Source organism: Mycoplasma buteonis (assembly GCF_000733865.1).
GTDB classification, from domain to species: domain Bacteria; phylum Bacillota_I; class Bacilli_A; order Mycoplasmatales; family Metamycoplasmataceae; genus Mycoplasmopsis; species Mycoplasmopsis buteonis.
The window spans coordinates 166,577-193,099 of the sequence record NZ_JPOK01000005.1 but is presented as its reverse complement, the minus strand read 5'-3'; the positions used below and the strand labels follow the sequence as shown (position 1 = coordinate 193,099).

The window sequence follows — 26,523 nt, the reverse complement described above, 5'->3', positions numbered from 1 at the left end:
CCATGATACCGTTAGTGTTTAACATTTCATAAAATGTTTTTGAAAGAAAAATTTGCTTAGCTGCAATCTTCGGTAAATTTGTGGTGTGTGTTTTAAAGATTACGGACTTTTTATATTTCTTTTCAAAATCCAAATTAATTTGTTCGTTGAAAGATTTTTTTAATCAAAATTTTCGAAGCTCTTTTTCCGATAAAGTTGACATTCATTCTTCTTCGAGTAATATGTTTGAATAAGCACCCATGAATTACCTCCTTAAATTTGTAAACAAAAGAGCACCGTTTGGTGCTCTTTCATATCCTGTGGTGACTTATACTTGACAACATCGAAATTTTAATAATTAAAATTCGTTTTTTATGAAAAATACAACTAAATTATATAATTAGTAAGCAAACAAATTTTGATATGAATTGGAGAATTATGTTTTACAAATATCACAAAAAAAGCAGTAGTTTTGCTAATGAATCTGTACGGAAATTATCTAAGCAACTAGCTGCAAAAAAAATTGGACATAGTGGAATATTAGATCCACTAGCAAGTGGACTAATGATTGTTGCTACTGATTCAGATACTAAATTACTTCAATATATTAGCAATAAAACAAAAAGTTATATTGCTACTTGCTTTTTTGGTTACTACTCAGAATCATATGATATTGATACAAAATACGAAAAGGTTACTGATAAATTAATTACCAAAGAAGAGTTACTACTAGCCATAGATAAAATAAAAAAACAAACTAGTCAAATACCTCCAATTTATAGTGCTAAAAAAATTAACGGTCAAAAAGCTTATGACTTAGCTAGACAAAATATCAAAGTAGAACTAAAACCACAAAAAATTACAATTCATAAATTAGAACTATTAGAATTTGATTTCGAGAAGCAAAGTGCAAAAATTCAAATGCAAGTATCCGAAGGAACTTACGTTCGTAGCATCTTAATGGACATTGCTAAAGAATGCAATAGCTCAGCTGTAATGGATTCTTTGATTCGAACAGCTTGTGGTAACGTTACTTTAGATAATCTAAAACAACAAGAAACAGAAGAAATAAATTTAACAGATTTATTTGACTACCAAATTTTAGAAATAAATGACGCTCAAGCTAAAGAACTTAGCTATGGTAGAAGTTTTCAAATTACAAAAAATGACGCTATTTATTTATTAAGTAAAAATAAACAAATAGTCAGTGTTGGTGAGGTTAAACAAAATACTTATTATCCAAAAAAAGTATTTTTAGAAAGGTTATAGATGAAAAATTTAAAAGACAAAATTAAAGTTGCTGCTTTTGATGTTGATGGAACATTACTTCCTAATGGTCAAACATATTTTAGTAAAAATACAAAAAAGATGTTTCAAGCTTTAAAAAATCAAGGAATTACAACTGTAATTTCAACAGCTAGAGAATTTGCTACAATTGGAGATTTTTTAGAACAATTAGCACCAGTTGATTATTTTATTGGTGCAAACGGTGCTTTTATTTGAGATAACAATAAAAAAGAGTTTCTTTTTAAAGCGACACTGAAAAAAGACGAAATTATTGATGTATACCGTCAGTTTGATGAGCAAATGGATGGCTTTTCAGTTTCTGATTTTGATAAAGTATATAAATCACCGAGTTTATCACTAAATTCATGATTTATTCGTCCATTTGTAGAAAATTATCATGATTTTGCAGAAGGATATCTTTCAAGAACTGATTTATATGTTGCTACAATTAATTCAGAACATAATACTAGAGAACTTAGCGACAAAATGGCTAAGTACATTGAAGAAAAAAATTATGACATGGAAATTTCAGCTCGTTGATCGAGAGGTTTCTTTATTAGTCCTAAAAATGTAACCAAGAGCCACACACTTGAAATTTTAACTAATAAGTTAGGTTATTCTATGGATTATTTAATCGCTTTTGGTGACAGTTCTAATGACTTCGAAATGTTGCGTGACGCTTTTTACGGTGTAGCAATGGAAAGAGCTAACGATAAAATCAAACGTGTTGCTAAAGATATTGCGCTTGATTGTGAATATGATGGTGTATATTGAAAATTAAAGGAATTAAAACTTATTTAATGGCTAACTTCGTTAATGTTGATACTACAGAAGAACCTGCAACATTAGAAATTGTTCCTTTTCATCTTTTTAAGCCTCAAGAAAGTGATGCTTTTATGCTTGGAAGTTTTGAATCCTTTCATAAAGGACATCTACTTCTATACAATGAACTTAATCAAAAAGCAAAGGGTAGAAAAATTTTAGTCTGCTTTAGTAATGAAGACTTAATGCCTAAATTTAAAGGCGAAGTTTTTTATGACAATCATGCTAAATACATGACAATTGCACAGCTAGATTTTGATCTAGTAGTCCAATTAGATTTTTCAAAAGTCGCACTACTAGAAGGGTATGAATTTTTAACTAAACTCACAAATAATTTACCAGTTGATATTTTTGTTGGAGAAGATTTTCGTTTCGGAAGAAATGCTAGCTGTGATGTTTTAAGTATTCAATCTTTTTTACCAAATGCAAATTTACATGTTTATAAACTGCTTAAAATGGACGATAAGAAAATATCAACTTCAAAACTAAAAGAAGAACTTTTGTTTGGGAACATTAAATTTGTTAATAGTAAATTAATTTCTCCTTATTCTTTTAGTGCAATTTATTTAGAAGATTCAAAAATTCAAAAATTTGAGTTTCTAACTAAAATTCACCCTGGTGTTTACGCGGTTAATGTTTTAATTGAAAACATGGTTTTTTATGCTTTATTGCATATTGATTTACAAAACAATTATTTTTTAAAACTTTTTGAATTTGATATGTCTAAAATCAAAACTGGAACTAACATGTTAATTGAAATTTTAGATAAGACACGTTTAATTGTTTCTAATCAAAAAGATAAAATTAGCGAAAGTGATTGAATTGTTGCAAAAGAAGTTTGACAAAATTTCTAACTTTCGCTCTGAAAAAATTAAATTTATCATATAATAAATAAGCTAATATAAAATTAGTAAAACATAAATTTTAAGCTTGGTTAATAAGTAATTATTAACTAGGTTTAAAACATAATAAAAGGAGAAATATTATGGTTTCAAAAGAAAGAAAAGCTGAATTAGTGCAAAAATACGGGAAAAACGCTAAAGATACAGGAAATGCAGTTGTTCAAATCGCTATTTTAACAGAAGATATTGAAACACTTAAACCTCACTTCTTAAACAACCCTAAAGATAACCACTCACGTAGAGGTTTCTTAGCAAAAATTGCACAACGTAAAGTTTTATTAAAACACCTTAAAGATACAGATTTAGATTTATACACTAAAACACTTGTAGATTTAAACATTCGTAAATAATTTTAAATCTCTAGCATGTCTAGAGATTTTTTTGTTCTTTTTTTGTAAAATTAAAGAAAAAGTTTCCTTATTATATGGAGGAAAAATGAACTCAGAAAATAAACCTATAACAATTGATTCTGATAAAGATATAAAAGAAGCTCTAAAAGAAATTGAAAAAAAATACGGTAAAGAAGCTATTATGTTGCTTGGAGAAGTTCCTAATGCTAATGTCGAAACTTTTCACAGCGGTAGCTATGCATTAGATCGTGCTTTAGGAATTAATGGCTTACCAAAAGGACGTATTATTGAAATTTATGGTCCTGAAAGCTGTGGAAAAACTACTTTAAGTTTACACACTATTGCAGCGGTACAAAATAATGGTGGTATTGCTGCATTTATTGATGCTGAACATTCAATCGATCCAGGTTATGCTGCAAATATTGGTGTAGATATAAATCAACTCATTTTGTCACAACCTGATTCTGGAGAGCAAGCTTTAGAAATTGTTGATATTTTAGCTAAAACCGGAAAAGTAGATTTAATTGTGGTTGACTCTGTTGCTGCACTAGTTCCAGAAGCAGAGCTAAACGGAGAAATGACAGATCAGCAAATTGGCTTGCAAGCTAGACTGATGTCAAAGGCACTTCGTAAAATTACAGGAAATTTAAACAAAAATAAAACTACAATTATTTTTATAAATCAAATACGTGAAAAAGTAGGAGTGATTTTTGGTAATCCTGAAACAACTCCTGGTGGTAGAGCTTTAAAATTTTACTCAAGCATTAGAATTGAAGTGAGAAAAGGTTCAGTTATTAATGAAACCAAAGACATCATCGGTAACGAAATAAAATTTAAGGTTGTAAAAAATAAACTTGCGGCACCTTATAAAACAGCTAATAGTGAAATTTATTTTTCAAAAGGTATTGATAAAATTGGAGAATTAGTTGATGCAGCAGTAGAATTAGAAATAATCGACAAAAAAGGAGCTTGATATAGTTTAGATGATAAGAATATTGCTCAAGGTAAAAAGAATATGAAAGAATATCTAAATGAACATCAAGAATTAAAAGAAAAAATTATTGTAGCTATGATGCAAAATAAAAATTAAAAATTCTTACTTTAGTAAAAGTTTATGCTATAATTTAATCAATACTTGTTGATAAAACAAGAATGAGATAGTTACGAACTATCACTGCTTGAGATATAACCCTCCTTTCACATAATGATTTAGCCACATATATGTGGTTTTTTTGTCAAAAAATGTGGAAAATTTTCCATATTTTTGTTATAATGGATGCATGAAAAAACAAATATCATATAAAGATATTTCAGAGTTAGCTGGAGTGTCAATTTCAACTGTTAGCCGTTACTATAATAAAGGATATGTTTCTAAAGCAACTAAGCAAAAGATTGAAGAAGTTGTGCGTAAACATGAATATTTTCCAAATCATGGTGCACGCTTAATTCGTGGTAAAGATCGCTCAATTTTTGTAATTATGCCTATTTGAGGAGAACTTTCTTATTCTCAAATAGTTAATGGAATTATTGTTTCTGCTAAAAGAAACAATAAAAGAGTTAATACCTCTTATACTGGAACTACAACCGAAGAATATATAGCAACTGTTAGATATATCTTATCTTGACGTCCAACTTCAGTGGTAGTTTTTATTCCTTATTACGATAGAGAATTTTTTGAATTTATTAGAAAAATAGAAGATGTTAACTTTATTATATATGGACATCAAGTTGATGGACTTTCTTGAATTAAACCAGATGAAACTAGTTCTTTTGAATTATTAACTCGTAATTTTTACGATAAATTAGGAAAAGATAATCAAAAAATGCTATTTTTAGCAGATGAAAAGCTTTCATTAACACAAAGAAATGATCGTTTTAGAGGTTTTGAAAAAGCATGTAAAGATTTAAATATTGAATACGAATATTATGTAATCCCAATGAGAAAACAGCAAAAAGATATTGTTGATTTTGATAAATACACCAAAAAAGAAGGTTTTTCTAATATTGTATGTTCTACACACGAAGCTTTTATTTCGCTAGCTGTAATAGGTACAAGAAGTTTGAGATTAACGGATATTGGTTATACTTCAATTTACGATAATATTAATAACTACAAATCAAAAATTTTTATTGATTACGCAAAAATTGGATATGAAATCGAAAGAATGATTATTATAAGCGAATCAAACGACAATGAAATCCAAACAAAATTTATAAAATTGCAAGTAGTTTAATAATTGATGCAAACGCATCTTTTTTTAATCATGAAAGGAAAATATGAATTGAAAATTTTGAAAAAAAGCATCTTTTAATAAAGAAAAATTTTGAAAAAGTTTAGCTATTGTAGTGTGATCAAAAAATGAAGAAGCAGAAACTCTAGACAATAATAAGTTAGTTATTTTATTTAGAACAATTTATGCGGTTGTTGTAGCAATTTGTTGTTTAATTTCTTTTAGTTCCTTATTTAGAATCACAAGTGAACAAATACAAACTGCAATTAAATTTGTTCAATTATTTACATTAATTATTTTTATAGCTGATTATGTTTTACACGCACTAACTTACCAATATATTAAAAATATTACAAATAAAAATAGTTTCATTACTTATTTAAAATATGTTTTTTCATGAAACTCAATAGTAATTATTTGCTGTATTTTGGCTTCTATTCACATTATTGGGTATTTCGGAACTACAACTGATGAATTCAAAAAAACGGTAGAATATTTTAAAACTTTTAATATTATTAGAATCGTAAGACTTTTTATGGTTCTGACAATATTTGCACCTTTTTCTGCTATCACAAAAGTATTTAGCTCACAAAAGAAAGTTCTTAGTTCAGTGTTTTTATTAATTGTTATTTTAATTATTTTATTTGCATTTGTAATTTGAAATAATGAACAAGGATATTTAAAACAAATTGAAACAGATTATGCTTGAGAATGAGCTAAACAAAATTCTAGTTTAGAAATGTTTACAAAATACCAAAATTACTTAGAAAGCACAAATAATCCTGATGTAACCAGTGATACATACAAGAAAATTATTGAGATTACAATACCTTACTTAGAACATCACGATTCACAATTTACTGCTCTAAGTAATGGATATGTAACTGATTTTTGAACTGCAATTTATTTTACAACTATTACGTTAACCACAATTGGTTATGGTGATTTCGTTCCACACGCGCCTATAACAAGAATTATCGTTGTTTTCATTTCCCTTTTAGCTATTGCTATTATCGCAATTCCATCAGGGATTATTGCAAGTGCTTTTCTAACAGAAGTTCAACAAAAGAAAGCTAACGAAAAAAATCAAAAACGTCAAAAATTAGTTGATAAAATAAAAGTGAAAAAAGAAATAAAAACAAACAATAAAGGAGAATAAAATGATTAAATTAGGTAGCTTTAATTCTTTTAAAAAACCAAACTATTTGTTTGGTGCAGCTAGTGAAGCTCTGGAAAATGGAGCTAACACAATGATGATTTATTTAGGAGCTCCACAAACAACTAAACGTGCTAGTGAATCTGAATATAAATTAGCAGAATATGAAGCTCAATTTAGTGATAAAATCCCAAAAAAAGATATTGTGGTTCATGCACCATATATTATTAATCCAGCTAACCCACAAAAAAGCGACTACTCAAATGATTTTTTAATTAAAGAAATAAAAAGAATGAATTATATAGGTTGCAACTTATTGGTGTTACACCCAGGAGCATATACAACTTACTCTCCTGAGGTAGCTTTAGATACTTTGGCAAACAGTTTAAAATATATTTTAAGTCAAACTAAAGATGTTATCATTTGTATTGAAACTATGTCAGGTAAAGGTACAGAAATTGGTATCAATTTCGCACAAATCACTTACCTTCTAAAAGAAGTAAATTCTGATCGCCTTGCTGTATGTTTAGATACTTGCCACTTATGAGATGCAGGATATGACTTAAAACAATACTATCAATTTAAAAATGAATTAAATAAATATAACTTATTACCTAAGGTAAAAGTTATTCATTTAAACGATTCCAAAAACGATCTTAGTTCACACAAAGATCGTCACGCAAATATTGATCAAGGTTTTATTGGATTAAAAACTTTAAAACAATTTGTTCATGACCCAGATTTTGATAACATTCCGATTATTCTAGAAACACCTTGAACCGAAGAAGGTTCGCCTTATAAACAAGAAATTAAAATGTTGCTAGATAAATAATTTATGAACTTTTAAATTTAATTTCTAAATTGAGAGTGAAGTGTATAACTTCATTCTTTTTTTAAACGAATTTAAAGCTTATTTAAGCACACTTAAATGAAAGCAGAATTATCAAATAATTTATCTTTTTGATGTCGCTAATATTTTTAAAAAAGCAAATTTATTAACATTATTCTCAATCAAAATGTAATTGACAATACATTATAATTCAACTAATTAATTAGGAGTCTGAATCTATTTTTTTTCTTGTTGCTTACATTAGCTCTGCTTTATATTCTTCTTTAAATTGTTTAATCAAATTTCTTTCCCTCATTCAGCTGTGATCATGATAGTATTATGAATTAGATTTTTAACATCATTAACAATAGTTGATTTTTTGATTACTGTTTATTTTTATGTCTATGCAAAGTATCTAAAGCTGTTTGTAATAATTAATCTAAATTGACATCTATTAAATGTTTTCAGTTGGTATATAACCTTAATTTTCTTGTAATAACATTAAAACTATTTCTTTTATCATACTTTGAAAGTTTTTTTACATTTTCTAACATAAAAAAATTAGTTTTGTCATATAATAACTCCTAAGTCTTGCAAGCATCCTTATGATTTCTCATATCATAATTGTAAATAGCAATTAAAAGCTACTGAGCAAATCAAAAAAAAAAAAAAAAAAAACACTTTCGTGTTTTCTTTGGTCAATTTCTTGAAATGGTACGTCCTAGAGGATTCGAACCTCTGACCCAATGGTTAAAAGCCATTTGCTCTACCTGCTGAGCTAAGGACGCACATTTTGGTGCCCGGGACTGGACTTGAACCAGCACGGTATTGCTACCGAGGGATTTTAAGTCCCTTGCGTCTACCATTCCGCCACCCGGGCTTTTGTTTGTTTGCTTTAATATTATAATTTATTTTTTAAAAAAACAAAAGAATTTTTTTATTTTTTTAAAAAAATATTTTTTAATATTTAGTGCTTATTTATGATAACAAAAAATAGCAAGTTTCCAAGCAAAAATATGATTTTAATAAAAAATCGCCTAAATGGCGATTTGCAAAATAATTAAATATTTAGTAAAGAACGACAACCTGACAAACCAAATGGTTTGTCACTAAAGTAAAGCTATAAAAACCTATAAACAAACAAAGAAAAGAAGGTGATTTTACAGCTGTCAAATTAAAATTACTTTAGTAGAATTGTTTTATTCACTAGTATATTTGTAAGCTTTCTTTGTCATAATTATTATAAAGAAAAAAATTTATTTTAATAAAATTTTTTTAAGTATTAAATAAAAAAACTGAAATATTTTAATTTCAGCTTTTTGTTTTTTAATAAGGAAAATGGAATTATTTGTTTCTTTTGATTTCTTTAAGACGAGCACTTTTACCTTTACGGTCTCTCATGTAGAATAATCTTTTTCTACGAACTTTGTTTGAACGAACAACATCGATGTGTGCGATAAGTGGAGAGTGAAGAGCAAATGTTCTTTCAACTCCAATTCCGTATGAAATTTTTCTAACTGTAAATGATTCTCTTGTTCCTGATTCTTTTTTAGAAATTACTAAACCTTCAAAAATTTGAATACGTTCTTTTTCACCTTCACGAATACGTACGTGAACTCTAACGTTATCACCTGTTTGAAATTCAGGTAAATCTGAACGTAATTGTGATTTTTCAACTAACTCTAATAAATTATTTCTCATTTTTAATTCCTTTCAATCTAACTAAGGTTTCTGTCTTCAAATTTAATTGCTCTAAATCGTGTTTAGAAATTAATTTTAAGTATGGTTTTAAGTCAGCACCTTCATTAAGTAATTGCTCTAAAATATCCGGTCTTTTTCTTGCTGTAACTAAAAACTTTTCCTTAGTTTTTCATTCTAAAATATCCTTGTGATTGCCACCAAATAAAACTTCTGGAACTTGCATTCCTTTATAATCTCTTGGTCTTGTATACTGTGGATAATCTAGTAAACCTATTCCTTGGAATGAATCAAATTGATGTGATTCTTCCTTAATTACTCCAGGGAGTAATCTAATTATGCTATCTGCCATAACCATAGATGGTAATTCACCACCTGTTAAAACATAATCACCGATTGATAATTCCATATCTACAAGTGAAGTAACTCTTTCATCAAAGCCTTCGTATCTACCTGAAATAAAAGTAATTTCAGATTCTTTTGCTAACTCATTAGCCATAGCTTGATTAAATTTCTTACCTTGTGGTGAAACTAAAATTTTTAATCCTCCACCACTTTTTAATGAAGCTAATGCATCATCAATTGGTTCAACTTGCAGTAGTAAACCGTGACCACCACCGTAAATTTCGTCATCTACTTTGTGGTGTTTATCTTTGCTAAATTGTCTAAAGTCAATAACTTCAAAATCAATTAAGCCTTTTTTTCTAGCTTTATCTATAATACTTTCATTAATAAAAGCATCATAGTAATTTGGGAATAAGGTTAGAAAGTTAATTTTCATTATTTTTTAAGTTCTTCTGTTAATTTGTTAGCTCTAAAAAGGTTAGCAACAGTAACTGTAGGTTGTGCACCTTCTTTTAATCATTTTGCAGTTTGTTCTTTATTTAAAACAAGTTCTTTTGTAGCAGGATTGTAGTGTCCTAAAGCTTCAATAAATTTTCCATCACGAGGTGCTCTAGCATCAGCAGCAACAATTTTGTATACTGGTCTGAATTTGCTTCCCATTCTTTTTAATCTAATTTTAACCATTTGTCCTCCTTACTGTCAAGCGAAAGTGCTTGACACCTTATTTGTGTTTAAATTATAGCATATCAGCACAAAAAACAAGATTTATTTTTAAATAAAAAGCTGACAAAATTATTTGTCAACTTTTTAAATATTAGCTAATTATTTGTATGGAATAACGTGAATATGAGTATGAAATACAACTTGCCCAGCACTAGCTCCTGTATTAACTACAATTTTGAAAGAACTAGCTTCTTGACGTAGCATTTCTTCTTTTGCTAGTTCTTTTGCTTTTACAAAAGCATAAGCAATTTCTTCATCAGTATTTTCAAGTAAGTTAGCTGCTTCACGTTTTGGAACTACTAAAAAGTGTCCTGGTTGTTTAGGATTAATGTCATAAAAAGCAATGATTTTGTCATCCTCATACAAAATATTTGCTGGAATTTCACGATTAATAATTTTTGTAAAAATTGTCATAATTACTCACTTTTAACGAATTTTAAGCCTTTTAAAATTTCATTAATCACACTAATATTTTTAAGTGTGAATGTATACCCTAATTTTACGAATGCATTTTGTGCATTTTGATAAAGTGTTGCATCACTAGCATAAAGCAATGCAACTGTTTTGATTAAATTATCTTGATATGGAGTTCCATCAAAAGTTAATAAACTAACAGTTTCTCTACGATCGCTGCCGTCTTCATTTTTACCTGTCACTACTGATTCTTCTTTAGCAATTGGAGCAAAAATATTTAAATATGTAACTCCAATATTAGTTTGACTTTGAGCAACAGAAATTGGGCTTTGTAAAACTCATTTATCATTTTGGTTTAAAACAGGAATAATTTTTTGGTTTTGATAATCGTAAAAACCAACTAATGATTGATAGTCATTAATTTTACTTAGTGTATCATAAGTAAAATTAAAATTAACACCTTTTGAAGAAGCTTTAATAACACCGTCATATCCACCCATTTGTAATTGGTATGGAGCTGACTTGTTAATTCATAAATTAGAAGCTAACTTATCTGTTCCAACACTTTTGTTTTTAATAAAATCATTAAAAGCGTCTACTGAATCAATAGATTTAAAAATTTCAGTAAAAATAGCATTTGAATCATTAGATGAATAATTTCAAGCTTGCATTAATTCTTTATTTAAAGCATAATTAACTAAATTAAAATATTTATTATCAAATTTATTTTTATTTTGATTATATAAATCTCCATTTAGTTTTAATAAATCATCACTTGCATTAATTAAAAAATATTTGTATGTTAATAAAATCTTATTAGTTTCGTTAGCTACTTCTGAAAAAGAATTATTAAATAAACTTGTAAATTGTTCTTTAGTTAAATTATTTTGAGCTGGCGATTGTACAAAAGAATTGAAAATATCTCCGTCAACGATTTTTCCATTAGCTAGTAAATCATTGATTCTTTTTGCTAAAAATCCAGGCTCTGTTAAATTTTTATTAGATAAATAAGCAAGATATGAATCATATGCATCATTAAAGAAAGCTTCATTTGTGATTAATTTTTCTAACTGACCATCTAAATTTAAATTACCTTCTAACTGAACGTTATATTGACTTGCTAATGTGTTAGCTAATCAAATATTTTCTGCTAATTTTGAAACACTATCTTTTTCTGAAAGCAATTTATCTTGCTCAATTTTTGAAACAGAGTCTTCTGTTCTTCCACATGAAAGAGCAAACGCAGATAAAGAAACAGTTGAAGAAAGAGCAAGAAAAGATTTAAATCATTTTTTCATTATTTAGCTCCTTTGTTAATATTTTTTAATTGTGCTTCATAAGTATTAGCAATAGTTTCGTAAGCTAAATCTTTTGATGCAACAACTTGGTTATCTTTGTGATTAGCAAGATAAATTTGACCATCAGAATATGTTAAATTATATGAATTACCTAGTTCTTTCGTTTCTTTTACTCATTTATCAATTAAAACAAGAGCGTTAATAGTTTTTTCATTTTGACTTCCAAGTAAAATTGAAGTATTTGCTGCTTTGAGGTTTTCAAAATTAAAGCTTTTTAGCTCTTCTTTATTTTTTAATGAATTAATTAAATCAGTATCAACAAAAGCACTTGCTAATAAAATGTTTTTGTTGTAAGCACGGTTAACACTTGCTATAACATCATTTTGCTCGTTATTATTGAAGTTTTGTAAGTATGTTAGTAAGTTATCATAGATACTTTGATCACTTAAATTATCTCTTCTACTTCATACTAATTTATCTTTATCAACTACAAGATATCCTTTTTGGTTGCTTAATTTATATGCAAATGAAACTTTTTGATTAGCTCCACGGAAATTTCGCACTAAATTATTAAGTAAGTTATCTGATAAGTAGGCTTGTAATTCATTATCAGACATATTTAAAACATATTGTTCAATGTAAGTATTTAAATCAGTAACAGCTGATGAAATTTGATTTACATCTGTTAGGTTGTTAATTACTTCTAATTTAGCATCCACAGAAGATTTAATTGCATTTGGAAGTGGATAAAGCTTTTCTAAACTAACAGTAGGTAGTGAATCAGGATTTGCATTAAAATTGAATAATTCATCTGATAATAAAGCAATTCCTTGGTTAATATTGTTTACAAAAAAATCATTATATTCTGTGACTTTTGTTTCGTTTTTAGCTGTACTTAAAAAATCATTAAACAAGTTGTAACGCGCTATTAATTGATTATTTGAAACGCTATTTGTTCAAAAATCACTATTTGTATTTTGCAATACTCCTTGTTTATCAAGAGCGATTTTAAAAATTGATTCTGTTAAATATTTGTTATCTTTTTGAATTACTGCGTATTTAAATCAGTTAGCTAATTTACTACGAGCTTCTTGATCAAGTTCCATTTTAGGTTCAAGAGCATTAGTAAATTTACCAGGTAAAACTAAGTTAGTAGAAATTCCTAAATTATTTTTTGCTAAATAATCTTTTACTAAAGGTGCAAATGACATGTGTTCAGGAATAAATGATTCTGTACTAATTGTCACAATTTGATTGCTGTAAGGTAAATTATAATAATACATACCTTGAAAATCTGAATTAAAAAGATTTGTTTCACTAGAAATATTTCTTAAAAATGGAAAAATAGGTTGTCCAGCAGATATTTTTACAAGTGCGTTCCCATTATCAGAAACTTCTGCCACACCGCCCTCGTTAATTTGTTTCAATTCTTTATCAGCATTTTTTAACATATTAACGCTTTGATATTGAACTTTTATTCTAAATCTTCTAGTTGCTTCATGTTCAACAACTTTGAAAGTTGCAAATTCTACAGCTTCATCTTCTGTTTTGCTTTTTCCATATTCTTCACTTAGCAATAGTTCATTAAATTTTTGATGTCAATTTTCAAAACCATATGTTTTTTGTAAATTTAATTTTGCATCGCTAAGCTTGTTTTTTTGTTGCTTGCGAATTTCATCCAAGCTTTTTAGTTCAATATTGCTTACACGTGAATCACCAGCTTGTAAACTTGCGTTATATCTAAATTGAAAATCTTTCGATGCTTTTTGTTCTTGTGCATATCAGTAAAAAACTGCTTCGCGGTAAATTTTGTCTAGTTGTTCTTGGTTTACTGATTTATTTTCTTTTAAAGTCTTTTCAAAATTACCTAATTGGTACTCTTTAGATTCGCCATTTGGTAAGTTAAAACTAAATAAATTAGCATCAGCTTTTTCAGCTTCAGTGTAATTTACCTTAGAAACATTTAATGCAAGCGGAACAGCGATAGCTGTTGTTACACCTGCAGTTAAAAGTACAGCAATAGCAATAGCTGTATTATTTCTTTTTTTCTTGCTAGTTGTTTTTTTATTTGTTTTATTATCGTATTGATCGTTTACTTCGGCAAGACGTTCAAAAAATGATTTTTTGTTTTTGGCCATAAAACTCCATTTCTGAATAAGAAAAAAATTTCTTTTAAAATATATATATTTTAAAAAAATTATAGCAAATTACAGTAAAATTACTCTTTATCTTTTAGCTGTTTTTAAAATAAAAAAAGGCATAAAAAAACAGCGGCGCCCTATCTTCACCTTTCGGCTATTGTCGGCACTAAAGAGCTTAACTACTGAGTTCGGAATGGGATCAGGTGAACCTCTTTGCTATAACCACTGATAATATGATACCACGTTTTTTAATAACGTCAACTATTTTTTTAAATTTTTTTTATTTTTTTAAATCATCTTAGTTTTTTAATGATTCTGATTTTTTAATTTCATTTGTAATAAAATTAAAAACATCATTTTTAATTCATTTTACTTCTAATAACTTTTGTAAACTTTCTAAACTAATATCATTTAAATAATTTGAAAGATATTTAATAGTTATTGTTTCAAAATTATTAGCATTCCCTTGGAATGTAGAAAGTTTTCTATTGATTGGTAATCTAAAAATTATTCTTATAAATTTAAAGTGAATAAGAACAAAATTCATTAAGGATAAAAAAATTAATAAGAATGCATAAAAAATAAGCGATGAAATTTTAAAACCAAATCAAAATGAACTGTAATGAAATCTTGATTCTGAAAACATAAAAATATAAGGTAAAATGTGCGAAAGAGCAATTAGTTGATATGCAAAGACAAAAGCAAATAAAATAATTCAAAAATTTGCTTCTTTCAATTGTTTTTAAATCTTAACTCATATTTATAAATTAAATTCTTAGCTATAGCCTCTAAGTTATTATTAGCTTGAGCAAAATTTAAGATTTGTTGAACTTGTTCATCATCATATAATTTATCATTTAATTTTTTTTGATTTATCTTTGATGCTTTAGGAAAATTTGCAAAAGCTGTTTTATATCATTCAAAACGGTTTATTCCATATTTTTTACAAAAATACAATTTGACAATTCCAAAAGCTAAAATAATTAGTCCTATAAAACAGAAAATTATTCTAAGATACCAAAATTGAAACACTTCATCTTGTGCAAAAATCGAGTAAAGCATTAGCATAATTCCTAAAACCAATATTACTCTACCATAGATAAAGTACTTTTTATATTGATTTCAAAATAAATCATTAGCATTATCAAAAAACTTTTTGCTTTTTGTTTCTTTGTATCATTCTTTTAATTCTGCTGCTGATTGAGGTTTAACGTAAAGTCCATCTTTACGTTTTCATCTAATTTCTTCAGCAGTTTTTAAGTAATCTGAGCTGTGTTCTGTCATTTAGTAAATTTAAGCTTAATATTTATTTTTTATTTTCTTCTGTATCTGATTTATTTGTTTTTTTATTTTGAAATTTTGCGTATGTATTTAAAAGTTCACCCATTTCATTTAATTCTTCATTAAATAAAAATTTATAAATTTCTTTTTTTGTTTCACTAAAAGTTAACAAAATTTCTAAATTAGTTAAATTAGGTTCGTTTTCATATGTTGATATAGCTCTAAATAAAATTGCTGAATTTAAGTTGAAACCTAATTGTTCTAAATGTGTAGTTCTAAAAAGAGGAACATTAAAAAGGAAAAACATATCGTGAAAACGAAGTAAAAATATATTTATTAAAACTGCAATAACAAATAAAGTAATAGCAATTGGTAGTGTATTTTCTGTTGAAAATCCATATCAAGAAATCAGTGAATTACTATCTGTAAATCTTGTATCAATTATTCAAGTAATCAAAATAGGTACAATTATTGTTTTAATAGAAAAAAGTGCACTTTTTCAAAATACCGCTGTATTTTCTGATTTCATAATTTTTTCAAATTTAGTTAAATAAATAGAAAGTAAATGATTTTTTATCATAAGTAATTTGTTTTCATCTTCTTTAACTAAATTCATAATTTTTTGAAAGCTATCATTATCTCTTTTAATTTGTTTTTCCATTTTTGGTGAAACAGCTTCTTTACCATAACTAAATGCTGTTTTATATCATTCAAAACGGTTCATTCCGTATTTTCTGAATTTAAATAAATTTAAAGTTCCTGCTGCAAGTAAACAAAGACCTACTAATCCAACTGGTATTCTGACATATCAAAAACCAAAAAATAAATCAATTCCTATAATTGAGAAAAGGAAAAGAAAAATACCAATTAAAATTAAAAATCTACTTACTATAAAGTACTTTTTATATTGATTTCAAAATAAATCATTAGCATTATCAAAAAACTTTTTGCTTTTTGTTTCTTTGTATCATTCTTTTAATTCTTCTGCTGATTGAGGTTTAACGTAAAGTCCATCTTTACGTTTTCATCTAATTTCTTCAACAGTTTTTAAATAATCTGTGTTGTGTTCTGTCATTTTTCTCCTAATTTGAATAAAAAATTATTCTTTCTTTTTTGAACGCTTTTTATTTTATCTTTTTTAAATAAAAATTTATCAATTTCTTCTATTGTTTTTTTTGTAATCATTAAATTAGATTTAATAAAAAATCTTTTTTATATTTTTAAATTCCTTCAATTGCTTTTACGATATCTTTTTCTAGGCTATTCAAAACAAATAAACTAGTTACAGATACAACAGTATCAATAATAGAAATGATTTTAGAAGCTACTCCAATAGCTAAATTAGCTTTCATTTTTAAAGCAAAACCGCTTCATTGTTTTCCTAATTCTTGAACGGTTCTGACTGGAAAAGCAATAATTTGAGGTCAACTTATTAATTTCTTTAATCCGTTGAAAATATTATTAATATTTTTCATTTTAGATACAGCTTGAGAAATATCTCAACCAACTACACTTAAGAATTTTGAACCAAATTTAGCACTCATTTTAGCAGATATTTTATTTAAAGAGAATTCAAGTATTTTTCGAATGGAATAATCTACAGTTTTTTCAAATAGTTTTTTTATAGCACCTAATTTACTTGCGTTATCAACGGAAGTATAAATTATTGAAGCTGTGTTTCAAAAATCGTTTTTATTAGCAATAATTTTATTAATAACTTTTATTTTGTCAGCTTTAAAATCATGAATATCAAAAACTTGAATAATCTCAGAATTATCTAATGAATTTTGTAAAGTTTCAATCATTTTTTGAGTGTCATAATATTCATAATATGAATCTCAAGATTTTTTTAAAAAAACGGTAGCTATAGAACCTTGAATTGCTAAAACAGTTGCGTCCGCTAATGTTGAACCAAATGTTCAAAAAGCCATTATGAACAACGCTGCAGAAGTAGCTCAAATAATAGAAAGTATTACAGCAGAAGCGACATTTAATCCATATAAATGATCATTGTATTTTTTTAAAGCATTAAAAATGTTATTTATTTTACTTCTCTGATTTTGAATTTGTTCTTTTTGGTTCTTTCAAGTTTCTTGAAAATCTTTATCAAAAACTTGTAAAATACTTTGTTTTATTTCTTCTTGTTGCTTATAATTAGGTTGTTCATGAGCTGAGCACCCTGGTGTTGTTGTGTGATATGTATTTCCTCATGCGTAAACTCCAGGATCATTGTCACACATAATATCAGAAGTATCTATTAAATATCTTCTTTTTCTAATTTTTATATTTTTTTCAGCTTCAATTTGATTAGATGAAGCAGAAACATTTTTTAAATCATCAAGAGCACTAATAAATTTATCACTTTCTTCATTTTTATCATTAAAAGTTCCTACTCTTTTTATTTCTGTTTTAATATCATTAATTTTTTTAGTGTCACTTGAGCGAATTGCACTCACGTATTCACTACTATTTGTGATAATTTTTTCTTTTGTTCTGGTATCAACATCTGAATTAACTGATTTTTCAAAAAACTCAGTATCAGTTAAAACCTTTTTTATTAACTTATCTTGAGAAATATTGTTTTTTAGTTCATTATCAATTTCCCTTAAATAAGACTGATCAGCTAATTTTTCTGATACTTTTTCAATATTATTGATTTTTAAATTGTTTGAATTAAAACCAATAGTTGTTTGCAATTTATATTCAATTTCTTTATCTAAATCAATTTTTATAGCTACATTTTGTCCGGGATCTATGCTCGCGCTAAAAGAACCCAACAAATTAATTGCATCTATGAATTTTCTCATTTAAATTCTCCTTTCATTTTTTACGAAAGTATTATAAGTAAAATTAAAAATTTTTAAAAAAAGTGTTTGTTTTTTTCAATTAATATTTTAATTTTTGAATTTTTCTTTCATGAATATAATATGTTTAATTAGAATAAATTGAAAAAATAATTCTATTTACTTTTATAACATTTAGTAATTTTCTATAAATATAATTAAAAAATAAATTAATTTTTAACTTATTTTTTCCTAATACTAGCTGATTAAATAAAAAACTATGACAAACTTAAAATGTCATAGTTAGTATTATTTTAATCAAAGATTTTTTTAATATCTATTCAATTATTAGAATTTAAATTTTCTTCATATTCAGTGTTATTAAATAATAAAGAATTAGAGATTTCTTTGTCTCTAACAAAACCAAAATTTAAATTAAATTCTGCTGCATATTTTTTTAGAGCATTAAATTTTAAAGATACATCTTTATCTATTTGCTTATTAATTCCTTCTTGAGTTTCACCACCTTTTGTCTCAATAATTCATATTTTATTGTTTTTATCAATCAAAATATAATCAGGATAAAATAAATGGTTTTTACCTAAGGTGTCTAAATAACCAATGCTAAAGTAATTTACTCCTTTATCATGATTTTTATAAAAATATTTAACAAAATCTGAATTTATACAAAATTCTTCAAATCTTCTTTCGCTTTTTGATTTACGAAGATCTCAATCTGCAGCCATTCTTGGAAACTTTTCGTAAACGCTTTTTTCAACAAAATTATTTTCATTATAATTTTTATGATTAAAAACAATTAAGTCATTTTTTAAAATTTTTCAACTTTGGTTGCTAAAAGGTTTCGCAACTTTAATTTTTTGTTTAACTACGTACTGGGTGCTACGACGGAATTCTTCTGCATCAAGCCCTATCAACTTGTAATTATTCATAATAAAGACTTTGAAGTTTCTAAAATTAAGGTTGCCTAATTTTATAATTGCGTTATTGGAAATTTTAGGACGGTAAAAGAATATATGTTCAAGTAATTCTTGTATATTTTTATCATCAAATTCAAATCTACTTCCAATATATCTAATTGCATTTAAATAATCACCATTGTTAGTCGCGTTGCTAAAAGTATATTCTACCGGAATATAAACTAAATCAGAAATGCTTCCATCTGATGTATAAATGTCTCCAGACATTAAATCATTCAAAACTCTTTCATTAAAAGTAAAACCTTTATTTTCAAGTATCTCACGATTTTTTGCATAATTATTTGTCAAATTATATTTAGATTTAAGAAAATCTTTAAAAGCATTTTTTACTTCCTTATAATGTTTTTGATTAAACATTATTTTTTCGTATTCGTGATTACGAACTTGTTTTGTGAGTGCAAATGATTCAAACTCACTTTTTAAGTTAACAATCTTTTCAACTACAGGCTCAGCAGCTATTTGCAGCATTTCTGAACGTAATTTTTCATCAAAAGTATAAATATAACAATTATCAATAACATCATTATCATAGTGTTTTTGATTAATTGTTCTTCGAATTCGACCCACAGTTTGAATTTCAAATTGTTCAGTCATATTTGTTCTCAGTTTAACTAAAATTTTTGCTCTTGGACAATCTCACCCTGTTGCTATTGCTTGTTTAAAAATCAAAAAAGTAATTGGCGAATTGTTTTTAACTAGTCCTTCATCAGCGTTGATTTTATCATCTGATGTTCAGCGAGCAACAGTTCCATTATCATAATTAAAATCTTTTTTATTTAATAGTTCAAGCACAAAATTTAATAGCTCTTGATTCATATTTGGAATTTGAATAAGAACTAATGGGTTAACATTTAAACCTTCTTTTTGAAACTCCAAATACATTTGCTTTTGTTTATCAATTGCAAGATCAATTAAAATTTCAGCTTCTTTTAAATAAATATCTTTGTCATTAATCAATTTTGTTTCAATATCTTTATTCATTAAGATTTTCTTCGCAATTAAACCTTCATCAATAACTTGTTTGTCATCAATTTGATAAAAAACAATATTTTTGCTAGCTTTTTTAACGCTTGTAGTAGCTGAAATTCTAATTTCTTTATACGGATGTAATTTTTCTAAAATTTCTGAAGTCTTTGCTGTTTTATAACTGTGCTCTTCATCAACTATTACAATGAACTTTAAATGATTTTGATGAGCTTCATAAACACGGTCATATCAGTTTTTTCGTTCACTTTCAGTTATTGATTTATTCTTTTTGTTTGTAATTAATTCTCAGTTGACAAAATAAGTATAGTTTTCTCGAAAACCTTGAGTTAATACATCATTAAGTAAACCTGTATCTAACTGATTAAAATGCTTTTCCATTTTTAGTTTAGATTGCATTTCAAGTTCACCTTTACCTGGTGTTAATCAAAGAAAAACATAATTTTGTTTTTGAGTTAAACTGATTAATTCTTGAATATAGCTTTGAGCTATAATAGTTTTTCCGCTACCTGTACAACTTTTTAAAATAATTGTTTCAACTACATTATTATTCGTTTCACGAAGTAAAAAATCAATTGCTTCTTTTTGAAATTGTTTTAATTTAATCATATTTATTCTTTCATCTCCGAATCATAGTAATAATTTGGTAAATAATGTGTTTTTGAGTTAATTTCAAACATTTGCTCATTGGTTATTTCAGGATAATAATCTTGTCAGTGAAAAACATTATCTTTGTAAATGATTTTAGCTTTGAGTAAGTCAGTAATTGATATTTTGAAAAAATCTTCTTCAGTGTTTAAAAATATAATTTCATTATTTGCTCTATTAACTGTTAAATTGTTTTCTAGTTCAATTAATTGACTAAAACTTTCGGTAAACTGAGTATATAACTCATCACTTTCTGCCACAGATTCTTTGTTGTAAAATTTAACTTTTAAATATTTTAAATTATGAGGTAATTCATTTTGAATTTTACTTAATCTTTTATAAGTCACATCCTCCGCAATATTATTTTCATTATTTGTGCAAAGAATATATTGACGATTACCACTGTCTTGTTGATTTAAAAGTTGCACAGCATGACCTGTGGTTCCACTTCCTGCGAAAAAGTCTAATACAGTAAAGTCTTTTTTATTATAAGTTACCATATTAATTAAATATTGAATTAATGAAGTTGGTTTTGGAAAACTAAAATCATTTTTGCCTATATATTTTTGTAATTCAGAAGAACCAGTTACTGTATAACCAACATTATTTTCTTTCGTAATTGATTTTGTAGGTTTAATAGTATTACCTTGAGGAGTTTTTTCATAACGAAGTCTTAGGTTTTGAGTTTTCGAAATTATTCTAGTACCTAATTTAATTTCATTTTCAAGTTTTTCTTGAGATCATTTTCATTTAGATCAAATTGTTGCTGAGTTTTTATTTTTACTATTTTCAATAATAATTTCATCTAGTAATTCGAAGTTATCTGCTTTAAATGGTTTAATTACACCTTGTTTAATATTTTTAAAATTAATAATATTTGCATCAAAAAATAAAGGTGCATATTTATTTGGATTATTAAACAATGAAGCATCTATGGTTTCGACACTAAGTTTTGACACAAATTCATATTTAATTGCCGATATATTTTTTGCATAGCAGTGGATATATTCATAATCTGAACGAGTAAATTTAGAAAGCGAAGAGCCACCTGAATTTTTATTTCATAAAAATGTTTGAATGTGATTTCTTTCACCAAATATTTCATCACATAGTAATTTTAAATGTGCTTGCTCATTATCATCAATTGAAATAAAAATTACACCATCTTCTTTTAACAAATTTTTAGCAAGGTTTAAACGTTTTTCCATGAATGAAAGTCATTTTGAATGTCGAAAAGCATCATCAATTCCGACGAAACTATCGTTGTACACAAAATCTTTATTCCCTGTGTTATATGGAGGATCAATATAAATTACATCTACACGATTTTTATGCGTTTTTTGCAATAGTTTTAATGCTAAAAAATTATCTCCTTCAATTAAATAATTAATTGGTTTATCTTTATTTGCTGCAATTGTTTTTTCTTGTTGGCCTTCTAAAGCTAAAAAATTATTTTGAGCTAATTCTTCAACTCTTTCAAAATAATTTTCATAAACTAAGCCAAATTTCTTTGCATTGATGAATCTTTCAATTTCATTAATAGTTTGCAGTTGTTCAACACTTAAACTCTCTGAGTTTTTTAAATCTTCTAAAAACTTTTTAATTTTAAGTTTGTTAATATTTGTCTTATTTTCCATACTACGTTCCTTTACCTTTAATTTTATCTTATTAAAATGGGAAAAATTAAAAATCATCACATTAATGATGATTTAAAAGTGTCAAAATTTAAGCAAATTTTTCTCTAAGTGCTTTTTCAGTAATTTCATTGGAAACTTGTGGGTTAACTTGACCACCTGTTTGTTTCATAACAGCACCTAAAATAAACTTAACAACTCTTTCTGGACGATTAGGATATTCGCTAACTAATGCTTCATTGTTTGAAATAATTTCATTAACCATGTTAGTAATTAAATTAACATCAGTAATTTGTTTTAAATTGTGTTTATCAAGTAAAAGAGCTATATCACCCTCAAAATTAACTAAAAGCGGAATTAATTTTTTAAGTGATTTACCTGAAATAACTTCTGATTCAAGTAATTCCAAAGATTGTTTAATATAAATAGGCTGAATTCCTAATTGATAGGCAGGAACTCCTTTTGCGTTTGCAAGCGAAACTACTTCAGCAAAAAATACTTTAGCAAGTTTATCTTTATCTAAATAATCAATTGCATCAAAAAACTTTGCTAAGTCTAAATCATCAATAAGAGATTGAACATAAATTGGTTGAATTTTACTATCTAGATAACGTTGCTCTTTTTGATTTGGTAATTCTTTTAATTTTACTGAATCGATAAATTCTTTAGAAAGTTTAATAAAAGGAATGTTTGGATCAGCGAAATATTTGTAATCTGTTGTTCCAGTTTTAGTACGCATTACAATATTAATATTATTTTGATCGTCAAAACGCTTAGTTTGTTGTAAGATTTGCTCACCAGTTAATAATTTTTCAGTTTGTAATTTAATTTCGTATTCAATTGCTTTTTTAATATTTGAAAGTGAATTCATATTTTTAATTTCCACTTTAGTTCCAAATTCTTTTGTACCATATGGACGAATTGAAATATTAATGTCGGCACGCAAGCTACCTTGTTCTAATTTTGCTTCCGAAATTTCTAAACATAAAGCTGTTTTTTTGATTGCATCAACGTAAGCAGCAGCTTCTTCTGCTGAACGAATAACAGGATAAGTAACAATTTCGATTAAAGGAATTCCAGCACGGTTATAGTCTAATTTTGTTCCGTCATCTTGATGATGTTGTCTTGCAGTATCTTCTTCAAGATGAATTCTTTCAATTTGAATTTTTTTAATTCCATTACTTGTTTTAATTTCAATTTCACCATTTGAACCAATTGGACGATAAAACTGAGTAATTTGATATCCCTTTGGTAAGTCAGGATAGAAATAATTTTTCCGATCAAAATGTAATTCATCATCAATTGTCATATTTAATGCTTTTGCAAGTGCAACACCATATTTAACAGCTTGTTTGTTAACAAGTGGTAATGTACCTGGGTAAGCTAAATCGATTTGGTGTGCACAAGTATTTGGTTCTGCATTAAAATCAATTCTTGCCGGCGAAAACATTTTAGTATTTGTTTTTAATTCAAGGTGAATTTCAATCCCAATAACTGTTTCAAAATTATTCATTTTCACCTCCTAAAATTTCTTCAAAATACTCAGCATATCCAAGTAATTTGGCATCTTGATAAATTCCGCAATCAAGTGTAACGCTATACGGTAATGTAACTTCATCTTCTTCAATGTATTTTTTACCAAGTGGAATTGTTAAAGATGGGTTACCAGCAAGATTGCTTCCTGTTAAAATGTAGTCCATAACATCATAACTTTTTTCAGCACCAAACTTAGGAGCAACTCCACCAAAAGTAGGATAAATAACTAAATCTGCACTATTATGAAGTTCTGTAAAATAATCTTTAATAACACGACGTGCTTTTTGTGCTTTTTCAAGCAACTCTTTTTGATTTTCAGAGTAAAGGAAGTAACTTCCAAGACTTAAACGCTCTTGAACCATCTTTCCAAATTGTGTACTACGCGTTTTAATCATAATATCAGTTCACGTCTCTGCATCTTGACGCATTCCAAAAGCAACACCATTAAGGTTAGCAAGATTTGAAGATGCTTCAGAAAAACTAACAATTTGATAAACAGGCTTAATTGCTCTAAGAATATCTAAATTAGGTTTTAGCAGTTTAACTTCAATGTTATTTTGACGTAATTTTTCAATTAATTTCTCAAAACTTTTTGCAACATATGGTTCCACAAACTCATTGAAATCTAACGCTAAAACTGTGTGTGGTTTTGTTTTCTCGATATTTTTAATATTAACTTCTACACTTGTCATATCTTTAAAATCTTTTCCGTATAAAGCTTGTGAAGTTAGAATTAAATCATTAATATTATGTGTAAAATAAGCAACTGTATCTAAGCTAGAAGAATAGGCAAACATACCATAACGAGAAATGGCACCATAAGATGGTTTAAATCCTATTGTACCGTTGTAACTAGCAGGTAAACGAACCGAATCACCAGTATCACTTCCGAGTGCAATTCCTACATTTTTAGTAAAAGTAGCAACTGAACCTGAAGAACTACCACCAACATAATATTTATTAGATTTTGGATTAGTAATTAAACCAAATGCACTGTGTGTTCCTGTTCCACCAAGAGCAAGTTCATCATTATTAACTTTCCCAACAGCAAGAGAACCTTGATCAAGTAATTTTTGCACACAAGTAGCATTGTAACTAGGTTGAAAGTTCTCTAAAATTTTAGAGCTTGCTCTTGTGACTGAGTCTTCGGTTGCAAATACATCTTTAATTGTTAAAACAACATCATTTAAAATTCCGTTTTGATGTCTCATAGGTGTTTCAAAAACTAATGCAACAGCATTATTTTGATCATTTTTTAATTCTTGCTGTGCTTTAGCAAAATTACCAGGATTTTTAAAAGTACGTTCCATTATTTAACCACCTTAGTTAAAATGATATAATCATCATCTTTTTGTTTTGCATTTGCTAAAATTTGTTCTTTTGAAATGCTTCATGTTGTATCTTCAACATCTTCACGTAAAAAATCTACTAATGGCATTTCGTTAATATGAGTAAGAGGTTTAACACTTGATAAATCAAGTTTATCTAATGCTAATAAATCCTTTTCAAGTTTATGTCAATTATTTAAAATGTTATCCATAACTTCCGGAATTGGTTCGAACATTAAAGAACTTACAATTTCCTTTAATTTTTCGTGACTAATATCTTTCATTTTTTCTCCTATCATTTTGGCAAGCAATAAAATTCTACTTTATTTAAATATTTTAGTTCGCCAGTCAAACCTTCAAAACGTAAATAATATGAGTGAAGCATTAAACGCTCTGCTTTTTTACCACCATATTTTTTATCTCCATAAATGGGTTTTCCGATATTTTGTAACGCAACACGAATTTGGTGTTTACGTCCTGTTAGAATTTCAGCAATTCTTCTTTTACCGTCAAAAGTTAAAATTGTTTTAGCTTCTTTACTGTTTGGAACTTCTGTGCGTGAAGCTTTCATTTTGCCTGTAGAATAATCTTTAAACATATAAAGTTTTACTTCTCGTTTCGCTTCATTAAAATCACTTAAAAATTGATATTTTTTAGTAAATTTATCATTTGCTTCATTAAGTAAAACTAAAGCCTTATAAGTTTTACCGTAAACAATAATACCACTTGTGTCTTTATCTAATCTACCTACATGCGATGGTTTAAAACTGTCTACTTGCTTATAATTTAAGTATGCTAAAACTTGAAAGTCTAAGCAATTTTCACTTCCGTGTACTTCAACCTTATTTAGTTTATTTAAAACTAAAACTTGATCATCTTCGTATAAAATATCTAAATTTGTTTTTTGATATTTGATTTGTTCTTTTTGCTGTGGTTGATCTACACCATAAATGACAATGTGATCACCTTCTGCTACTAAATAATCTTTCTGATTTAAACGTTTTCCGTTTACTTTAATATCTTTTTTTCGAAATATTTTTTCTATTTTGCTTAATGGTACATTATTTAAATATTTAATTAGTAATTTAAAAAGCGTACGACCAGCATCATTTTTTGTTGTTATTAATTCAAACATAATTTTCCTTTATAAAAAATA

General features: G+C 26.9%; 25 protein-coding genes, 2 tRNA genes and 1 rRNA gene. 8 read left to right on the top strand and 20 right to left on the bottom strand.

What is annotated here, in order from left to right; all coding sequences use genetic code 4:
* Positions 1 to 241, bottom strand: a 241-nt coding sequence (locus EI91_RS01740; protein WP_036452347.1) for a hypothetical protein, incomplete at its 3' end; no start/stop codon positions are given.
* A gap of 176 nt (positions 242 to 417) precedes the next feature.
* Here EI91_RS01740 and truB point away from each other — a divergent pair.
* The 8 genes from truB to EI91_RS01700 all read left to right on the top strand — a co-directional run bounded on the left by truB (position 418) and on the right by EI91_RS01700 (position 7,559).
* Complete coding sequence (truB, locus tag EI91_RS01735) at positions 418 to 1,248, top strand: tRNA pseudouridine(55) synthase TruB (RefSeq protein ID WP_036452344.1); 831 nt, start codon at positions 418 to 420, stop codon at positions 1,246 to 1,248.
* Positions 1,249 to 2,067 (top strand): YcsE-related riboflavin metabolism phosphatase, encoded by an 819-nt coding sequence (locus EI91_RS01730; protein WP_036452341.1) that lies wholly within the window; start codon positions 1,249 to 1,251, stop codon positions 2,065 to 2,067. It abuts the gene before it with no gap.
* Positions 2,067 to 2,942 (top strand): FAD synthase, encoded by an 876-nt coding sequence (locus EI91_RS01725; RefSeq protein WP_156954229.1) that lies wholly within the window; start codon positions 2,067 to 2,069, stop codon positions 2,940 to 2,942. Before EI91_RS01730 ends, EI91_RS01725 begins: the two co-directional genes overlap by 1 nt.
* A gap of 131 nt (positions 2,943 to 3,073) precedes the next feature.
* Positions 3,074 to 3,340, top strand: a complete 267-nt coding sequence (gene rpsO / locus EI91_RS01720; RefSeq protein ID WP_036452338.1) for a 30S ribosomal protein S15 — start codon at positions 3,074 to 3,076, stop codon at positions 3,338 to 3,340.
* An 85-nt stretch (positions 3,341 to 3,425) separates the two neighbouring features.
* Positions 3,426 to 4,430 (top strand): recombinase RecA, encoded by a 1,005-nt coding sequence (recA, locus tag EI91_RS01715; RefSeq protein ID WP_036452335.1) that lies wholly within the window; start codon positions 3,426 to 3,428, stop codon positions 4,428 to 4,430.
* 190 nt (positions 4,431 to 4,620) lie between these two features.
* Positions 4,621 to 5,574 (top strand): LacI family DNA-binding transcriptional regulator, encoded by a 954-nt coding sequence (locus tag EI91_RS01710; RefSeq protein ID WP_036452334.1) that lies wholly within the window; start codon positions 4,621 to 4,623, stop codon positions 5,572 to 5,574.
* Between the two features lie 43 nt (positions 5,575 to 5,617).
* Positions 5,618 to 6,730 (top strand): potassium channel family protein, encoded by a 1,113-nt coding sequence (locus EI91_RS01705; protein ID WP_036452384.1) that lies wholly within the window; start codon positions 5,618 to 5,620, stop codon positions 6,728 to 6,730.
* 1 nt (position 6,731) lies between these two features.
* On the top strand, positions 6,732 to 7,559 hold the full coding sequence (locus EI91_RS01700; protein ID WP_036452332.1) for a deoxyribonuclease IV: 828 nt from the start codon (positions 6,732 to 6,734) through the stop codon (positions 7,557 to 7,559).
* Between the two features lie 709 nt (positions 7,560 to 8,268).
* On the opposite strand, the gene EI91_RS01695 is transcribed toward EI91_RS01700, so the two are convergent.
* The 19 genes from EI91_RS01695 to EI91_RS01605 all read right to left on the bottom strand — a co-directional run bounded on the left by EI91_RS01695 (position 8,269) and on the right by EI91_RS01605 (position 26,502).
* Positions 8,269 to 8,344, bottom strand: a tRNA-Lys gene (locus tag EI91_RS01695).
* Positions 8,345 to 8,350: 6 nt separating this feature from the next.
* A tRNA-Leu gene (locus tag EI91_RS01690) sits at positions 8,351 to 8,436 on the bottom strand.
* Positions 8,437 to 8,900: 464 nt separating this feature from the next.
* Positions 8,901 to 9,257 carry a 50S ribosomal protein L19 gene (rplS, locus tag EI91_RS01685; RefSeq protein ID WP_036452329.1) on the bottom strand — a complete coding sequence of 119 codons (357 nt, stop codon included), beginning with the start codon at positions 9,255 to 9,257 and terminating at the stop codon, positions 8,901 to 8,903.
* A complete protein-coding gene (gene trmD / locus EI91_RS01680; RefSeq protein WP_084177987.1) occupies positions 9,247 to 10,035 on the bottom strand; it encodes a tRNA (guanosine(37)-N1)-methyltransferase TrmD in 789 nt (262 codons plus the stop codon). Before trmD ends, rplS begins: the two co-directional genes overlap by 11 nt.
* Positions 10,035 to 10,283: a 30S ribosomal protein S16 gene (gene rpsP / locus EI91_RS01675; protein ID WP_036452327.1), complete on the bottom strand. Its 249-nt coding sequence runs from the start codon at positions 10,281 to 10,283 to the stop codon at positions 10,035 to 10,037. The genes trmD and rpsP overlap by 1 nt, the downstream gene beginning before the upstream one ends.
* Before the next feature lie 138 nt (positions 10,284 to 10,421).
* Positions 10,422 to 10,736 (bottom strand): histidine triad protein HinT, encoded by a 315-nt coding sequence (hinT, locus tag EI91_RS01670; RefSeq protein ID WP_036452325.1) that lies wholly within the window; start codon positions 10,734 to 10,736, stop codon positions 10,422 to 10,424.
* Between the two features lie 2 nt (positions 10,737 to 10,738).
* Positions 10,739 to 12,034 carry a HinT-interacting membrane complex lipoprotein P60 gene (locus tag EI91_RS01665; RefSeq protein WP_036452322.1) on the bottom strand — a complete coding sequence of 432 codons (1,296 nt, stop codon included), beginning with the start codon at positions 12,032 to 12,034 and terminating at the stop codon, positions 10,739 to 10,741.
* On the bottom strand, positions 12,034 to 14,172 hold the full coding sequence (locus EI91_RS01660) for a HinT-interacting membrane complex protein P80 (RefSeq protein WP_036452319.1): 2,139 nt from the start codon (positions 14,170 to 14,172) through the stop codon (positions 12,034 to 12,036). Before EI91_RS01660 ends, EI91_RS01665 begins: the two co-directional genes overlap by 1 nt.
* Positions 14,173 to 14,299: 127 nt before the next feature.
* Positions 14,300 to 14,405 (bottom strand): 5S ribosomal RNA (rrf, locus tag EI91_RS01655).
* Between the two features lie 68 nt (positions 14,406 to 14,473).
* A complete protein-coding gene (locus EI91_RS03665) occupies positions 14,474 to 14,722 on the bottom strand; it encodes a hypothetical protein (protein WP_156954227.1) in 249 nt (82 codons plus the stop codon).
* 131 nt (positions 14,723 to 14,853) lie between these two features.
* Complete coding sequence (locus EI91_RS01645) at positions 14,854 to 15,459, bottom strand: hypothetical protein (RefSeq protein ID WP_036452315.1); 606 nt, start codon at positions 15,457 to 15,459, stop codon at positions 14,854 to 14,856.
* A gap of 22 nt (positions 15,460 to 15,481) precedes the next feature.
* Positions 15,482 to 16,531 carry a hypothetical protein gene (locus EI91_RS01640; RefSeq protein ID WP_036452312.1) on the bottom strand — a complete coding sequence of 350 codons (1,050 nt, stop codon included), beginning with the start codon at positions 16,529 to 16,531 and terminating at the stop codon, positions 15,482 to 15,484.
* 145 nt (positions 16,532 to 16,676) lie between these two features.
* The gene (locus EI91_RS01635) at positions 16,677 to 18,263 is read right to left on the bottom strand and encodes a hypothetical protein (protein ID WP_036452309.1); all 1,587 of its coding nucleotides are present in this window, start codon (positions 18,261 to 18,263) and stop codon (positions 16,677 to 16,679) included.
* Between the two features lie 290 nt (positions 18,264 to 18,553).
* Positions 18,554 to 20,830, bottom strand: a complete 2,277-nt coding sequence (locus EI91_RS01630; protein ID WP_036452306.1) for a DEAD/DEAH box helicase — start codon at positions 20,828 to 20,830, stop codon at positions 18,554 to 18,556.
* A 2-nt stretch (positions 20,831 to 20,832) separates the two neighbouring features.
* Entirely contained in the window at positions 20,833 to 22,506 is a 1,674-nt protein-coding gene (locus EI91_RS03660) for a site-specific DNA-methyltransferase (RefSeq protein WP_036452303.1), read from the bottom strand.
* 88 nt (positions 22,507 to 22,594) lie between these two features.
* Positions 22,595 to 24,016 carry an Asp-tRNA(Asn)/Glu-tRNA(Gln) amidotransferase subunit GatB gene (gene gatB, locus EI91_RS01620; RefSeq protein ID WP_036452300.1) on the bottom strand — a complete coding sequence of 474 codons (1,422 nt, stop codon included), beginning with the start codon at positions 24,014 to 24,016 and terminating at the stop codon, positions 22,595 to 22,597.
* Positions 24,009 to 25,349 carry an amidase family protein gene (locus EI91_RS01615; RefSeq protein WP_036452299.1) on the bottom strand — a complete coding sequence of 447 codons (1,341 nt, stop codon included), beginning with the start codon at positions 25,347 to 25,349 and terminating at the stop codon, positions 24,009 to 24,011. The genes gatB and EI91_RS01615 overlap by 8 nt, the downstream gene beginning before the upstream one ends.
* Positions 25,349 to 25,651 carry an Asp-tRNA(Asn)/Glu-tRNA(Gln) amidotransferase subunit GatC gene (locus EI91_RS01610; RefSeq protein ID WP_036452297.1) on the bottom strand — a complete coding sequence of 101 codons (303 nt, stop codon included), beginning with the start codon at positions 25,649 to 25,651 and terminating at the stop codon, positions 25,349 to 25,351. The genes EI91_RS01615 and EI91_RS01610 overlap by 1 nt, the downstream gene beginning before the upstream one ends.
* Before the next feature lie 8 nt (positions 25,652 to 25,659).
* Positions 25,660 to 26,502, bottom strand: a complete 843-nt coding sequence (locus EI91_RS01605) for a pseudouridine synthase (protein WP_036452295.1) — start codon at positions 26,500 to 26,502, stop codon at positions 25,660 to 25,662.
* Positions 26,503 to 26,523: the final 21 nt, after the last annotated feature.